This window comes from Streptomyces sp. NPDC059649, from assembly GCF_042734445.1.
Lineage (GTDB): Bacteria > Actinomycetota > Actinomycetes > Streptomycetales > Streptomycetaceae > Streptomyces.
The window spans coordinates 239,892-257,142 of record NZ_JBHWDV010000004.1; the positions used below are offsets into that span (position 1 = coordinate 239,892).

General features: G+C 69.9%; 5 protein-coding genes. All 5 read left to right on the forward strand.

The features are described 5' to 3' along the window. The first annotated feature begins 168 nt into the window (after positions 1-168). The 5 genes from ACFV1J_RS09200 to ACFV1J_RS09220 all read left to right on the forward strand — a co-directional run bounded on the left by ACFV1J_RS09200 (position 169) and on the right by ACFV1J_RS09220 (position 16,833). Positions 169-9,180 (forward strand): toxin glutamine deamidase domain-containing protein, encoded by a 9,012-nt coding sequence (locus tag ACFV1J_RS09200; protein ID WP_385856742.1) that lies wholly within the window; start codon positions 169-171, stop codon positions 9,178-9,180. Beyond that, positions 9,177-11,405, forward strand: coding sequence for an SUKH-4 family immunity protein (locus ACFV1J_RS09205; RefSeq protein WP_385856647.1), 2,229 nt, complete (start codon positions 9,177-9,179; stop codon positions 11,403-11,405). Before ACFV1J_RS09200 ends, ACFV1J_RS09205 begins: the two co-directional genes overlap by 4 nt. A 96-nt stretch (positions 11,406-11,501) precedes the next feature. Beyond that, a complete protein-coding gene (locus ACFV1J_RS09210) occupies positions 11,502-11,807 on the forward strand; it encodes a hypothetical protein (protein WP_385856648.1) in 306 nt (101 codons plus the stop codon). Between the two features lie 41 nt (positions 11,808-11,848). Next, on the forward strand, positions 11,849-14,062 hold the full coding sequence (locus ACFV1J_RS09215) for an SUKH-4 family immunity protein (RefSeq protein WP_385856649.1): 2,214 nt from the start codon (positions 11,849-11,851) through the stop codon (positions 14,060-14,062). Between the two features lie 542 nt (positions 14,063-14,604). Continuing rightward, on the forward strand, positions 14,605-16,833 hold the full coding sequence (locus tag ACFV1J_RS09220) for an SUKH-4 family immunity protein (RefSeq protein ID WP_385856650.1): 2,229 nt from the start codon (positions 14,605-14,607) through the stop codon (positions 16,831-16,833). The last annotated feature ends 418 nt before the right edge of the window (positions 16,834-17,251 follow it).

Below are 17,251 nucleotides of genomic sequence, written 5' to 3' on the forward strand. Positions count from 1 at the left end.
CACCGAGTCCACCAACCGGATCCCGGACACCCAGCCGGACCACACACCCTGCCGGGTCACACCCTTGTGTGCCCCGGGTCGGGTCTCTGACGAGCGAGCCTCCACGCGAGGCCCTCATCCGCACCACACCGATATGCGCACATTTCACGGGGGAGCTCCACCTTGTCCATGATGCTGCCGAACGCTCTTGAGTGGGTCCTCGAGATGCTCGGCTTCAACTGGCCCACCGCCGACGAGGACAAGCTGATCGAGTGCGCCAACGTCTGGCGTCAGTTCGCCGCGGACGTCGAGGGCCACCAGGCCACCGGCACGACCGCCGCGTCGAACGTGCTCAGCCAGAACGCCGGCGACTCCATCGAGGGCTTCAGCAAGGCATGGGACAAGTTCGGCGGCGGCTCGGGCTACTTCAACGACGCCCGTGAGGCGGCGGAGGTCATCGCCTTCACCTTCGAGGCCGCCGCCGCTCTCGTCATCGGCATGAAGATCGCCGTCATCGTCCAATTGGCGATATTGGCGGCCGAAATCATCGCCGCACAAGCAGCGGCACCCTTCACACTGGGCCTATCGGAAATCGGCGGCGCGGCGGCGACCCTGGCCACCCGCGAGATGGTCCGCAAGATCCTCAAGGAGGTCGCCAAGCAGCTGCTCGACGCGATCCTGGAGGCCGCCAAGGAGCCGGTGATCTCCGCCCTGGAGGCCATGGTCTCGGACATCATCGCCCAGACCGTCAACCAGAACTTCGGCGCGCAGAACGGCTACAACCTCGGCCGCACCCTCAAGGAGGGCCAGAGCGCCGCCACCGACGCGATCAAGAACACCGGCGAGACCCTCGGCGAGAGCCTCCGCGACGGCGCCGGCCACCGCGCGGGCCACCGCGCCCGCGGCGGCCTCGACTCCGCCGCCGGCCACGGCAACAGCCACGGCGGCGACGGCGACCACGGCGGCAGCGAAAGTGGCAGCGGTAGCGGTAGCGGCGAGAGCAGTGGCTCTGGGTCCGGGTCCGGGTCGGGCAGCGGCTCGTCGTCGGGCTCCGGGTCGGGATCCGGTTCCGGGTCAAGTTCCGGCTCCGGATCGGGTTCCGGGTCCGGGTCCGGGTCCGGCGGTTCGCACGACGGCGGCTCCAGCGACGGAGGCACCGGCAGCAGCTCCGGCGGCGGAGGTAGCAGCAGCTCCTCGAACAACTCGTCCGGCGGCTCCCACAGCACCGGCGGCAACGGCTCGGACAGCGGCGGCTCGGACGGCAACCGCCCCACCGATGGCGGCGGCAGCCACACCCCCCGCCCGTCGGACACCACCCCCGCCTCGGACAACGCCCCCCACAACCCCGACAACTCCGGCAACTCCCCCACCTCCGACGGTGGTTCCGACTCCTCCCCGAACGGCTCGCAGTCCCGGCCCGACGTCCCCCCGGCCCAGCCGCTGCCGCCCCCGGACCAGCGCTCCCCCTTCGACGAGGGCTACACGGGCGGCAACGACAGCAGCTCCCACGACTCGTCCCCCTCCCACACCCCCGACGCAGGCCCGGACACCTCCCGCCCCGACACCGACGGCGCCAGCACCCAGCCCACCCACGACAACACCCCGGACGCGGCGCACCCGGACCGGGACGGCATCAGCACCCAGCCCACCCGGGACACCACCCCGGAGGCAGCCCGCCCCGACACCGACGGCGTCGGCACTCACCCCACCCGGGACACCACCCCCGACTTCGCGCGCCCGGACACCGAGGGCATCACCACCCAGCCCGCGCACGACAACACCCCCGACGCGGCCCGCCCCGACACCGACGGCATCAGCACCCAGCCCACCCGGGACACCACCCCGGAGGCAGCGCGCCCGGACACCGACAACATCGGCACCCAGCCGACCCCGGCGGCCCCCTCCCCGGCCACCGACGCGGTAGCCGGCAACCCGCCCTCGTACGGCAACAACTCCCCCGGCTCCCACGACGGTTCCGGCACCGCCAACGGCGACGGCTCCAGCAGCGGCGCCGGCGGCCGCCCCTCCGTGCCCCACCTCAGCACCCCGCAGGGCGCCCCGGTCCAGCACGCACCGTCCGGCCAGCCCATCCAGCAGCGCGACCCGGCGCCCGGCGACCCCATGCCCACCGTGGACGGCGACGACACCACCGTCACCACCCAGTCCGCAGGCACCGCCACCCTGCCCCCGCCCACCCAGCACACCGCCGACCCCACCAACTCGGCCCCCGCCAACACCACCCCCAGCACCCCCCAGGCGCAGCCCAACTCCCCCCAGGCCAACGGCCCGATGATGATGGGCGCGGTCCCCCATCAGTCCGGCGCCCCGACGGCCGGCACCCCGCCCCGCGCCACCAACGCCCCCACCCCCAACACCCCGCCCCGCACCACCACCCCCTCCACCAACCAGGCCCAGTCGAACTCCCCCGGCAACGGAAACGCGTCCGCACGCCCCACCAACCGTCGCCCCGACGGTTCCCAGGCGATCCAGGACCACACCCAGCGTCCCGCCCCGGAGCGCCCCGCCTACAACCCGCGCCTCGACGGCCCCCGCCGCGACCAGACCCCGCCCCCGCACGACAGCCGTCTGGACGGCCCCCGCCGGGACGCCCCCACCACGCCGCCCGGCACCAACCGCCGCCCCGACGGCTCCCAGATCGTCCAGGACCACACCCAACAGCCCACCCCGGAACGCCCCCCGCACAACCCCCGCCTGGACGGCCCGCGCCGCGACGACGCCCCCCGCCCGGAAACCCCCGGCGCCCCCACCCCCACCCGCAACGACAACCCCCGCCCGGACGCCACACGGCCGGAAGGCACCCGCCCGGACGCCACCCGTCCCGACGCCACCCGCCCGGACTCGGCACGCCCAGAGGCGCCGCGCCCTGACGCGTCACGCCCACAGGACGGGCAGCAGCAGCCCGCCCCGAACACCAACCGCTCCGACCGCCCTCGGACGGACACCCCCGCGCAGGCCCCCACCACCCCCGGCGCCCAGTCCCCCGCTGCCCCCACCCCCAACCAACAGCCGAACCCTCAGCAGCAGGCCCAGCAGCAGCCGAACCAGCAGCAGCCCCAGGCCCAGCAGCCGAACCCGCAACAACAGCAGCCACAGAACCAGCCGCAGCAACAAGCCCCGCAGAACCAGCCGCAGCCGCAACAGCAGCCGCAGAACCAGCCACAGCCGCAGCCGCAGCAACCCCACCCCCAGCAGCAACAACAGCAGCAGCAGCAGCCGTTCCTGCACCAGCAGCCGATCCCCCACCAGCAACAGTCCCCCCACGCCCAGAACCAGGCCCAGCCCACCCCCCACCAGCCGCAGCAGCCAGCACAGCAACAACACCAGCCGCCGATTCCCCAGCCCACGAACCTCCGCAGCCACACCGACGTCCGGATCGGCCTCAACCACCAGCCCAGCGGCCTGTACTCGCCGTTCCCGCACGACCAGCAGGCCCTGGAGGCGAGCTTCCCGCGGAACCCGGACGGGACCCCGCGCGCGTTCAACGACCCCTTCCAGCCCTGGGCCCAGCTCCAGAACGACGGCGGCCCCAGCGTCCTCGGCCGCTCCAACAACTGTGCCGACTGCACCCGCTCCTTCATGGAGTCCTGGTACGGCAACCCGCAGGTGTCCGGGGTCCGCACGTACGACCCGGACGGCAAGGGCGGCATCGACCGCGCTTCAGGTGAGCGCGACGGCACCCGCAACATCGAGGAGTACACGGGCGCGAAGTTCCGCAATTCGGGCCCGAACTCCAAGGACGGCTACGACCGCATAGCCGACGAACTCCGCCAGGCCGGCCCCGGCGCAGCCGCGGCCGTCCTCGTGACCTGGCCCAAGAACCCGGACGGTTCCGGCGGCGGTGCCCACGTCTTCAACGCGGTCAACCACAACGGCAAGGTCGTCTGGGTCGACAGCCAGACCGGCAAGGTCAGCCACCAGCCCATCAACACCAGCGCCGAGGGCGTCTGGCACCTCGTCCTGGACGCCAACCGCCAGCCCTTCGACCCCACCACCCAGCAGAACCAGACCCCCCAGCAAAACCAGCACCAGCCCCAGCAACAGACCCAGCAGCAGCCCCAGCCGCAGCAGCCGCAACCCCAGCAGCAGCCAAACCCTCAGCAGCAGGCCCAGCAACCCCAGCCCCAGCAGCAGCCCCAGCCGCAGCCGCAGCCGAACCCTCAGCAGCAGGCACAACAGCCCCAGCCGCAGCCCCACCAGCCGCAGCCGAACCTGCAGCAACAGCAGCCGCAACACCCCCAGCCCCAACAGCCCCACCCGTACACCCAGCAGCCGCAGCAGCAGCCGCAGCCGAACCCTCAGCAGCAGGCACAACAGCCCCAGCATCAGCAGCCGCAGCCCCAGCCGCAGCCGCAGCCCCACCAGCAGCAGCAGCAGCCGAACCCGTACGCCCAGCAACAGCCCCAGCATCAGCAGCCCGGCCCGTACAACCAGCCTCACCAGCAACAGCCGGCCCCCCACGCCCAGCAGCCAAACCCGTACGCGCAGCCGCACCAGCAGCCCAGCCCGTACCAGCAGCAGCCGAACCCGTACGCACAGCAGCAGCCCGGCCCGTACCAGCAGCAACAGCCGAATCCCTACGCCCAACAGCCCCACCCGCAGCAGCAACAGCAACAGCAGCCCAACCCGTACGCCCAGCAGCCGCACCAGCAGCCAAGCCCTTACGCGCAGCCGCAGCCGCAGCAGCCGCACCCGTACGCACAGCAGCCGCAGCCAAACCAGCAGCAGCCGCACCAGCAGCCGACCCCGTACACCCAGCAACCACAGCAGCAGCCGTACGCCCAGCAGCAACCGCAGCAGCATCCCTACGCCCAGCAACAGCCGTACCAGCAGCAGCCCGGGCCGTACCAGCAGCAGCACCCGTACGCGCAACAACAGCCGTACCAGCAGCAGCCCAACCCGTACGCGCAACCGCACCAGCAGCAACAACAGCAGCAGCAGCAGCAGCAGCCCAACCCGTATCAGCAGCAGGCACCGCACTACCCACAGCAGACCCAGCAGCCACAGAACCCGCAGAACTTCCAGAACCCCCAGCACCCGGCAGGCGTACCCCACACCGCCGGCAGTTCGCCGTCCCCGGAGCGCGCGCCCCGCACCCCGGGCTCGGAGAACCCGCGCCCGAATCAGGGGGAAAAGGCCCAGCCGGCGGACCGGAGTTCGACCCAGCAGCCGACCCAGCAGCCGCGGTCGGATCGGCAGGCATCGCAGGACTCGCGTCCGGAGCAGAGTCGTCCTGCCCAGCCCGCAACGCGGGACGGCCGGCCCGGCAATCAGCCACGCCACCAAGAACCGGCCTCCAGCACGCGGCCTGAGGGCGACTTCGGCATGCCGCAGGCGGACCACACATCGGATGCTGACAACAGCCCGGCTCCGGAGCATCACGAGCAGCATGCGGATGCTCACGATTCCCCGTCCCACCAGGACCAACCGTCCCCGGACAACGGAACTCCCGAGCAGCAGACACCGGACCAGCAGGCACCGGACCAGCAGGACCAGGCCGAACCGTTCGGGCCCGAGAGTCTCGAATCGATCCGTGACAACCTGGACTACGAGCCCGGCGGTCTGCAGCGGCCCGACCCGAGCGACCAGCAGGCGCTCGAGGACGCCCACCCGCGCGATGCCGACGGCAATCCGGAGCGCTTCGCCGACCCGTTCGGGTCCTGGAGCCAGCTCCAGAACGACGGTGGCCACGAACAGCCGGGCCGTTCCAACAACTGTGCCGACTGCTCCCGTTCGTTCCTGGAAAGCTGGTACGGCAACCCGCAGGTGTCCGCACCCCGCACCCTGGACACAGATCCCGACGGAACGCTCGACCGCTGGACGCCGGAGGACGACTCCGTAGCGAACCTGGAGCGGTGGGCAGGGACGCCGTTCGTTGATTTCGGTGACGACGCCTCCCAGGCGTACGACAACATCGCCGCGGATCTGGAGCACGCCGGACACGGTTCTGCTGCGGTGGTCGGCGTCTACTGGCCGGAAGGCGGTGGCCACGCCTTCAACGTCGTCAATCACGACGGCAAGATCATTTGGGTGGACACCCAGTCCGGCGAGGTCAGCGACACCCCCATCCACCTGGACGCCGGTTACGTCGTAGCCATCCCCCTGGACGCCGACCGCAACCCGATCTACTCGTGGGATTCGGATGCGGACTCCGACGCCGACCCCGACGCCAACTCCGACGCCGAGTCCAACTCCGACGCCGACTCCGACGCACCCGAACAGTCCGCCGACGACCACGACAACAGCGACGCCAACGACAACAGCGACGCCAACGACAACCCGGATTCGGACGACGCACCGACCTCCGGGGAAGCGGCCGATCCGCCGAACCCGTCGGAGGCGCCCGACGGCGAGCACGACCCGCAACAACAGCCGGCGTCGGAGCCCAAGGCCCAATCCCCCGCCGACACAACGGACCCTGCCGACGCCGACCCGGCCACGGACCCCACGTCCGACACCACCACGGACCCTGCGGACGCCGACGCCAACGCCGACCCGGCCACGCAGCACACCTCCGACCCAGCCGCGGACCCCACACCCGACCCGGCCACGGAGCCCCACCCGACCGCCAACGCGGACACGGACGCCGACACGGACGTGGACGCGGACGTGGACGCGGACGTGGACGCGGACGCGCACCCGGATTCCGAGCAGGAATCGGACAGCCCTGCGGAGGACCCGTCTCAGGACTCCGACGCGCACAAGGACACCGAAGCGCACCAGGACACCGAAACGAACGGGGACGGGGACGCGGACTCCCCCGCCGACCACGACTCCGGAGAGTTCTCGGGGCCCCCGCGGGACGCGGAGCACCAGGAGCCCACCTTCCCCGCCTCGGACACCCGCCCGTACGACCGGGACCCGGGTGGCCTGGTGCCTCCGGACCCGCATGACCAGCAGGCACTGGAGAACAGCGTCCCGCGCCACGAGGACGGCTCTCCGCAGCGCCATCCGGACCCCAACGAGGGCACCTGGGTCAACGACGTCAACGGCCAGGACCACGGCCAGCCGGGTCGCACCAACAACTGCCCCGACGCGGCTCTCTCCTTCGCCGACACCTACTCCGGACACCCCACCGTCGCGGCGGCCCGTACTCCGGACCACAACCCCGACGGCACCCCGTCCGACCGTGGTGAGAGCGACGGCCGCGACCGCATCGAGAACACGCTCGGCGCCCGCTTCACCGATCACGGTGACGGCCCCGACGCGTTCCGCCGCCTCGAGACGACCCTCCTCGACAACGGTCACGGATCCCAGGCCGTCGTCATCACCCAGGACGCCAACGGCCGCGCCCACGCGTGGAACGTCGTCAACCACAACGGCAAGATCACCTACGTCGACCCGCAGACCGGTCGGCGCAGTGACCAGCCCCTGCACAGCGGGGACCACGGCGTCTTCGCCATCCCGCTCGACCCCAACCGCCGTCCCATACCCGCCGGCCGTCCCACCCACGACGGCGCCGCGTCCCCGAACGCACGGCCCCACCGGGACACCGGCTCCCCGACCAAGCAGGACACCGCCTCTCCCACCGACCGCAGCACCCCCTCGCCGGCCGACCGGTCCGGCCTGTCCGGCACCCCCCACCACGAAGGCCCGGCGGGAGCACCTCGCCGTGCCCCGGCGGAACCCGCCGGCACGCAGCACACGCCCGATGACGACCGGGCCGATGCCACCCGCGAGGAGCGGAACAAGAATCTTCCGGCCCCGGAGTCGAAGGACCAGATTCACAACGACATTCCGGCGGACGCCTCGCAGGGGGCTCTCCGGGATCACGAAAATGCGGACGGCCACAAGGTCTATCGGATCGATGACCTGGAGCCCGTTTATGCCCACCTCAGGAACTGGTGTGAGGTTCCCCAGGATTCGGAGGGCAACGACCTCAGGGACAAGGACGGCCACAGGGTCGAGCCACCCCTCGCCCAGCTGCTGAGGCTGGCCGCGGAGCGCCGTCTCGCCGCCGAGCAGGTCACACAGCCGGTCAATGCCACGAGGAAGGTCCTCGACGACGCACGACAGAGGCTGAATGCGGCCGAAAAGAGCCGCGATGAGGCCAAGGACAAGGTCACCCAGGCTCACCACGATGCCGTCAAGGCCGCCGAGGATGCGGTCAGCAAGGCTACCGAGGCCCACGACAAGGCCTTCGAGGAGCTCAAGCAGAAGAACGTCCCCCCGGCCGCCCTCACGGAAAAGGAGCTCCGGGACTTCCTCGGCAAGGACTTCGCCGAAATGAACGACGGCCAGCGCCATGTGGTCGTCGCCACCATCGCGCGAATGAGCCTCTCTTTCCATGCGAACAACGCCGTCGGCAGTGCCCCCGAGCGCATGCCCGGCAATGAAAGTCCGTACAAGGGATCCACGAAGGCCAGCGGCGACCCCGATCCGGCGGAAACCCATCACGATTCAGTGGGCGCCAGGCGACGCACCGAGGCAAAGCCCAAGTTCCCGGCCGCGTACCGGCGCCCGGGGAGCGATTCGGGGAAGGCTTTCAAGAACCTTCAGGTGGAGTACCGAGCGAGCGGGATGCCAAGCAAGATCGATGCGGTCCTTGCCGCGTCGTTCCCCAACACCCCGGACTTCACGGACAAGAACTTCGCGGTCATCGAAGTGGTCGACGCGGACGGGAACAGCACCTACGTCATCGATTCGTCCGCACCGGCGATGACCGACGGTGTGACACCACGGCATTCCGAACGACACCTGCTGGACTGGATGGGAGCGATCAACGGGGCCGACGGCACCAAGGGCCCCTACACCATCGCCGGCCTCTACACGGAGCGGGAGCCCTGTGGTCTGCGCGCGGGGAACACCGGGCACGCCGACTGCTCGCAGACGATCCGGGACTCCAAGGCCATGGACGCGGTTCCCGTCTACTACAGCACCACATATCGAGACGATTCCCCTCGGGAACGCCAGCGACTCCTGGCGGAACGGGACGAGCTGCTCGCCGAAATGAGCGATCTGACTCCCGCGCAGCAGCAGCAAGAACTGCAGAAGGAAGGGCTGACCGACAAGCAGATAGAAAAGCAGGTCGAGAAAGTCCGGCTGGAGAACAAGAAAGTCAACGACGCCGAAATCCACGGTCACCTGGAGGTCGTGGGTGAACTGTGGTCCAAGACTCAGGCGCAGATGGTTAAGCTGGAGCGAGAGCGCAAGCAGGCCCAGCAGTCAGAGGATTCGGTGTGACAGAGCGCAATCAGATGCCGCCGGGAGTCTCAGGTCAGGAAATCGCGGCACTGATCTCCACCTGGCGGCAGAACTGGCGCCCCGGGGACAAATGGGCTCATCTCGTCGCCGCCTCCGGGGCTGCCGGAGTTGCCGTCCTGGAGGACGTCCACCGGCAGACCGAAGGCAGCATCCTTGTGGATGCCGCGGGCCGTACCACCGAGGAGGTCTTCTCCGAGGTGCTGCGCCTGCTCGGCGTCGACCTTCCACCGGGGAAGCGGTCCCGGTGGCGTACGGCTCTCAGGCGGCAGAACGCAGGTCGGCTCGTCCTCATCGCCAACGCCCACCAGGCGGGCAGTACCCGGGGCTCGTCCGAACCGGATCAGCTGCTGTCCCAGGCCGCCAGGAGTCTGAGCAGATTCCAGTTGGTGGTGGTCCTCCACCACACCCCGGACCGGCTGCCGCGCAGGCCCAAGACGGTCTTCCACCTGCAGGGGCCCGAGCACGGACACGATGCCGCCCCGGTGGACCGGCCGGCGCCGCTCCGGGCGCTGGCGCTGGCCCGGCCGCGGGTGGTGCCGATGCGTGTCTGGGCCGAACTCACCGCGGCGCTGGGCCCGGAGCCGACCACCGAGTCGGTTCTCCGGGGCGTGTTGGAGGAATTCTCCGACCACCTGGTGTCCGGAGAGCACGGGGTGGCATTCGCCGACGAGGACCTGGCGGAGGCATTGCGCCGGGATACGTCGGAAGAAGAAGTCAGCCGGGTCGACCGGCACATGACCACATGGCTGCTGCGGAAGTCCCCCGATTTCCGTCACGCCGAAGGGTGGGCGCAGTCCGGTCCGGAGGGCCGCTATGCCGCGACGGGGCTCGCCATGCACGCCGCACAGGGCGGCGTCGCCGCCGGTGGGTCTTCCGATGAGGAACGGCAGAGTCTTTTCGCGGAACTCCTGCGGGACGGCGGCGCGCTGGCCAATATTCCGCAGACGACGCTGATGGATGCCGCGCGCTGCGCATTCCTCGGCGACATTCCCGGGAATTCCGCCGCCGGTGCCGCGCTTTATCTCTGGTCCTACGGCGTCATCCCCGCGCACCAGCAGGAATGGGCGTCCTGGCTGCATCTGATGGCCACCGCCCGGGGCGATCACGCCTTCGCCGCCGCGATTGCCGCATCCGGCGTGCGCCTGCCCTGGGCGGCGAAGTGGACGCATTGGCGTCCACCGGGCGGCTGCCACTGGCGCTATCTCGCACCAGGCCGTATCGACGGTCTCACCGAAGTCCGATGGCAGGGCCGCCCCGCCGTCGCCGGCCTCTACACCGAGTCGGCACGCGCGGACATCTGGGACGCGGCGACCGGTGAACACCTCGCCGGCCCCTGGAACGACGAGATCCCCGAGGAGCATCGCGGCGATCTGTCCTGGCCGTCCGCGTCAGAAAATGACCTTCCCGGCCCGGAATCGGTGGAAGACCTTGAGGAGGCGATGTCCGAAGAGGACAGCGTTCACGACCTCTTTCTGGGCAGCCCTGCCCTGTTCATCGGGAATCAGGTGATCCTCGGTGGTTCCGGCGGTCTCTTCGCCATCGAACCCACACAGCCCGAGCCCGCAGAGGCAGGCTCCTTCTCCCTTCCGCATTACGCGGAACAGGAGCCCTTCACGGGAAGCTATGACCTCGCTTCCGCGATCACTCCCGTCGACGCTCCTCCGCCCGGTCCCGCGGACCTGGCCGAAATCTACGGCGCGGACATCCTCCACACCTTCTCGGCACACACGCTGCCCGAGGGGCTGACGGACGAACCGACGCGCCGCACACTCATCGAATGCGGTCTGCCCGCGATCAGTGATGAAAACGGCCTGGGCATCTACCCGTTCGGCGATCACCGCATGGCCGTCTTCGACGAAATCCCCTGGCCGTCGGACATCACCCCCGCAGCGGAATCCGGCCCGTTCTTCCAGATCGGTTTCTGGATGGGCGGCAAACTCGTCATCGACGGACCCACCGGCCACGTACTGCGCATCCCCTCCGAACCGGATGAGGAACACCTCGCGGCCCTGCCGGCAGCACAGACCCTGGAGAATTTCCTGACCATGGTCGCGCTGTGGATCACCGGCCACCTCACCAAGGAACTGATCGACGGCGACGACGAGGCCTACCTCGTACCCCACCAAGTCCTCACCGCCCACCGGCACATCGACCCGACCGGAGCCGAAGCCCCCGCCTGGGCGTACGCCTTCCACAACCCCTGACACACACCGGCGCGTCAGCCCGCACCCACCTCCACACGCACCCGCCCCCGCACGCATTCACACCCACCGAACCCGACCCACGAGGAGGAACACCCCATGCCGGAGACCGGTCCGCCGCCGGAATCAGCACCCCGGATTCCTGCGACTCCCGAGGAAGCGCTGGAAATCGCCAGCTCAAGTTTCAAGCCCCGTTGCCACGACGGCACCCTGGCGGACCTGCATGTCGAGGAATTCGACATCGGCTACCTCATCTACGCCACGTTCCCGCCCACCGAGCCCCGCTCCTTCGGCGGCAGCCACCTCGTGATCTCCAAGGCCGACGGTGCACTGACCTTCGTCCCCAACTTCCCCCCGAAGTCAGCCATCGCCCTCTACCGCAAGCGCCACCACCCCAACCCTTAAGCCCTCTAACACCTTTCATCCTCCGACCCTCGAGTTGCCTGGTGAATGAAGAGCGCCTTGCCTCCACGAACCGGCTGCCGCGCGCCGGAGCGGAGCCATCCCGCGAGGCCGTCGCTCTCATCGGTGACTGGTGGCGGGAGCGTCGCCCCGGCAGTCGGCCGGCATTTCTGCTCGACCCGTCCGATGCGGGCGGTATGGCCGTTCTTCGGGAGGTTCATCGGAGCGTCGGGGGCAGTGTGCTCGTCGACGCCCAGGGGCTCACTGCCGAGGAGGTGCAGGAAAGGGTCTTGCTCGCTCTTGGAGTGAACCTCTCACCGGGCAGCAGGAGCCGCTGGCGGAGTTCCTTGCGGCAGATCACCGAAGCGCGTCTGGTACTCATCGCCAATGCGCACAGGGCGGGTCGAACCCGGCGCTCGTATGAACCCGAGCGCTTGATTTCCGGAACGCTGGCAGGGTTGGCGATGGCCAGTGGCAAGGTGGCCGTGCTGGCTCATACCACTGCGCCTGTTCTTCCCCATCAGGCCACCGTTGTCGTTCAACTCCTGGAGAACGCGACAACGGAGGGGCTGGACTCCCCTCTGCTGCGGGCACTGGCCTTGGCCGAGCCGCGAGAAGTGCCGATGCGGATCTGGGCCGAGTTGGTGACGGCGCTGACCGCTGAACCGGTGTCCGAGACTGTGCTGTCACAGCTGGTGGACGACCGCCCGGAGGTGATCCAGGCAGGCCGGCACGGCGTGTTCTTGATGGATGAAGCTGTAGCAAAGAGGGTGCGGGAGGAGACGCCTCCGGAAGAGATCAGACGGGTCAGCCGGCATCTCTTCGATTGGCTGCAACACACCTCACACGAATTCCGGCACCCGGAGGGATGGGCCCAGGCCGGACCGGAAGGCCTGTACGCAGCAACGGGGCTGGCTGCTCACGCGGTACAGGCCGAAGCGCTGGAAGAGCTGCTCCCCCAAGGGGGATTGCTCGCCAACATTCCCCAAACCGTCTTGATGGATGCGGCGTGCTGTGCGTTCGGCGGCAGCGTACCGGGCAATTCCGCCGCCGCTGACGGCATTCATCTCTGGTCGTACGGAGTGGTCCCGTCCGATCAGTCGGAATGGGCAGCACTGATGCACCTCATGGCCACCGCCCGGAAGGACACTCCGTTTTCCTCCGCAGTCGCCGAGTCGGGGGTCCAGCTTCCGTGGAAAACCACGTGGACGCATTGGCGGCCGCCCGGGGGATACCACGTGAGCTACGCGCAGACGATGCCGTTGACGGCACTGGCCGGAGTTCGGTGGAACGGCCGGCCGGCTGTTGCCGGTCTCTGTGAGCGCAAGCGGCCGGACGTCGCGATCTGGGATGCCGAGACCGGTGCATTGCTCGCCGGCCCCTGGCAGGGAGACGACATCCCCGAAGGGCATCTGGGCGCTCTCTCCTGGCCGCCCCTGGACGACGCCGGTTCCCCGGATGAGGCGGGCCGACGCCCAGGTCCACTCACGTTTGCCGACCTGTACGCGGGCGTCCCCGTGGGTCGCGGACCCCACCCCACCTTGCTGGAAAGCCCCCCTCTCCCCATCGGCGACCTGGTGGTGCTTGCGGGATCGGGCGGACTCTTCGCGATCGAGCCACGGCCGGGAGAGGAATTCTGCGGTTTCGGGTCCGGCAATGCCGAGCCGCTGTCCGGGCCTTATGCGGCAGCCGGCCCCACCACCCCCGTGAATGCCCCGCCGCCCAGCCCGAAGGACCTCATCGAGCTGTACGGCGAAGAGGAAATATTCGAGCTGGAGGAAGAGGAACTGCCCGAGGGGCTCACGGATGAAGCGACCCGCCGCATACTGCTCCAATGTGGTCTCCCCGATATGCGGGAGGGCGGCATGGGGCTTTACCCCTATGGGGACTACCGCTTCGAGGTGATGGACGAGGTCTTCTGGCCCGACGACGTCGCTCCCGTGGAGGAGACCGGGCCGTTCTTCCAGATCGGCTTCTGGATGGGCGGCGAACTCGTCGTCGACGGCCCCACCGGTCACGTCCTCCGCATCCCGACCGAACCCGATGAGGAGCATCTCGCGGCCCTGCCTGCCGCGCGCAGCGTCGAGGCCTTCCTCACCATGGTCGGCCTGTGGGTCACCGGCCTCCGCGCCAAGCAGACCATTCACAACGATCTCGAGGCCTTTTTGCTGCCTCAGTATGTGACGATCGCGCAATCGGCCATCGACAGCATCGGAGGCGACGCACCCGCCTGGTCCTACGTCTTCCACAATGAGTGAACGGGCGAGTGGCGGACCGAGTGACCGCAGCGCCCGCATCCCAGCCATGGTTCCTCATCAGCCCCCACGCCCAGTATCCGGACAGTGAACCGGTCCTGGGAGTCCGCATGAGCCAGGCGTTCCACGAGGATCAAGGGGTCGGCCAGAGCCCTCAGCGGGCCACCGACGGCGAGAACCCGTACCACGGCGCCCCGCCCCGCAAGAAGGACGGGAAGCCCGACCCCATCGAGCAGAACGAGGTCTCCGCGGGTGCCCGTTCCCGCGAGCAAGCGAAGCCTGCGGGGTCCTGGCCAGAGACGTACCGCCAAGAGGGCACGCCGGAGCATCAGGCGCTGACCGAGCTCCGAAAACACCAACGCCCGAACCTGGCAGACCGCCCGCTGAGCACCGCACACGTCAACCAGCTCCTGCGCCAGGCGGGTTCCAGCAGGCCGACTTCACAAGGGCGCACCCTTCCCCGTCTACTACAGCACGACCTACCGGACGGATCCGCAGGGCCAGCCGGCCCGCGATGTGGTGCGTAGTCAAGGGAGAGAGCAGCGATGACCAGTAACACCCCGGCGCTGGAATCCGTTTCCGCGCAGGAGGCGGCGGACCGGCTGCTGCGCTGGTGGCAGGACGTGTCGGATCCGCTGGCGCCGGGGGGCTGGTTGAACCTGGTCGGCGGTGGAGGAGCGGCCGACGGTGGTCAGGTGCTGCGGGACGTGGGCGCGCGGGTGGCGACGAGCGTCGTGATCGACGCCACGGAACGCACCGCGGAGGAGCTGCTGCGGGAGGTGCTGTCGGCCCTTGGGCTGGAGGCCTGGCGGCACGGCGGTCTCCGGTGGATCTCCGAGGTACGTGCCCTCCCGGAACGGCGGTTGGTGCTGCTCACGCACGTGCACCGGATGGGTCGCACCCGCCGCTCGTACGAGGCGGAGCGGCTGCTGACCGGCACCTTGCGGGCGCTGTGCGCACGCACCGGGCTGCATGTGGTCGCCCACCTCGACGCGCCCGCTCTACTGCGCTCCGGTGACGCCGGCCTCCGACTGGAGGCCCCGGACGGAACGGACACGGGTGCCGCACCCTCCGCCTGGCCGGACGAGGTGCGGGCCCTGGCGCTCGCCGAGCCGCGCACGGTGCCGCTGCGCGCCTGGGCGGCTCTCGTGGCGGGCTGGCACACAGAAAGTGCTGAGGGCGGCAGCCCGGTCAGCGAGGACGCGCTCCGGGCGGTCCTGGCGGAGCACTCCCGGTGGCTGGAGGAGCGCGACGGCGGTGTCGGCTTCGTCGACGAGGGGCTGGCCGAGGCGCTGCGTCAGGAGACCGCCGCGGAGACCGTGACCCGTGTCAACCGCCACATGACGGCCTGGCTGCGGACGCTCGCCGGGGAAGGGGAACTCGACCACCCCGACGGGTGGGCGGCGAGCGGCCCCCTGGGGAGGTACGCGGCCGGAGGTCTGGCCATGCACGCGGCACGGGCCGACCACGAACAGAAGTGGACCGCGCAGACCCTCGATGATCTGGTCGCCCGCGGCGAGCTGGTCGCCCATGTCCCGCAGACTGCTCTCCTCGACGCCGCGCGCTGCGCACACTACGGCGGCATCGGCAGCAACACTGCCGCGGCCGACGCCGCGTACCTCTGGGACTACGGGGTGGTGCCGCCCAGCCAGGCCGCCTGGGCAGCGTGGCTGCACCTCATGGCGACCGCACGGGGCGACGAGGACTTCGTGACCGGACTCCTCGCCTCGGGGATCCGCCTCCCCTGGAAGGCGGTATGGACCCGTTGGCGTCCGCCGGGCGGATTCCACGCGTCGTTCCTGGTACCGGGCATGGTCGGCGAGACGGTCGAGGTGCGCTGGCAGGGCCGGCCCGCCGTGGCCGCGCTCGGCACGCCGGACGTGGCAGTGACCATCTGGGACGCGCGGACCGGAGAACCACTCGCCGGCCCCTGGCCGGAGGACACCGTCGTCCCGGAGGAGTTCCACGCCGCCCTCAGCTGGCCGGAGGACTCCGGCACCGCTGGTTCGATCACCACGCTCGACGCACTGGAATCCGCCGTCCCGGCCACCGACGCGGCGCACCCGAGCCTGCTCTTCGCCCCGGTGCTGAGCATCGGCGACCTGGCGATCCTGGGCGGCCCCGGCGGGCTCTTCGCCCTGGCGCCTGCCGAGGGATGGCAGGAGGAGGCCGGCAAGCCGTACCGCGCACCGCTCTCCGGCCCGTACGCGGCGGCGGGACCGACCACCCCGCGGCACGCCGCACCGCCCGGGATCGCGGACCTGCGGGCTGTCGTGGGCGAGGGTGCCTTCCGCCTCCTCAAGGAGGAGCAGCTGCCGGATGCTCTCACCGAGGACGGGGCGCGCCAGGTGCTGACCGACGTCGGCGTGCCCGTGCTCGACGAGCAAGGACTGCGGCTCACCCCGGACGACGAGGAATTCCTGACCGAGTTCGCCTGGCCGGACGATGCGGCCGAAGGCCCCGAGAGCGAGGGCCCGTTCCTCAGCCTCGGGCGGTGGATGGGCGGGTACGTGGTCCTGGACGGGACCAGCGGAGAGGTATTCCGGGTCCCCGGGGACGAGGGGGATCCGGTCGACGGGGTGCTGGTGGCGTCCTCCCTGGAGGCCTTCCTCGCCATGGTGGGCCAATGGCTCATCGGTCTGCGCATCTCCGCGACCGTCGACAACGAGGACGAACGGTACGCGCTGCGCCAGCACGTCAGTGGTGAGCTGTGGATGCTCGACGACTCCGGCTCACAGTCCGAGGCCTGGAGGTACATCTTCGAGAACGACTGAACGGCCGGCGGTGCGGGCGGGGAAGTCCCTCGCCCGCTTCGTCCCGTAGCCGGCACCCCCGGCTACGGGTGGGACCAGGTCGGCCCCACACCACCGCAGGCATCGCAATTCCCGCACCGCCTTCCGGCCGCTCTGCCACGACTTGTGCCTCCTCAACTCCCCACCGGGTGCAGTCATCACCCAAAGGGTCAGAACGGATTTGCGCGAACTCAGCAGCAGAAGGAACGGTCTGACGGAGCGCGACCAGAGGCTGGACACCACCTCGACACAAGCGACGGCCGCTAGTCTCTCTGCTTGGTGCCGCGACTGGGGCCCCGGGGACAAATGGGCCCATCTCGTCGCCGCCTCCGGGGCTGCCGGGGTTGCCGTCCTGGAGGACGTCCACCGGCAGACCGAAGGCAGCATCCTTGTGGATGCC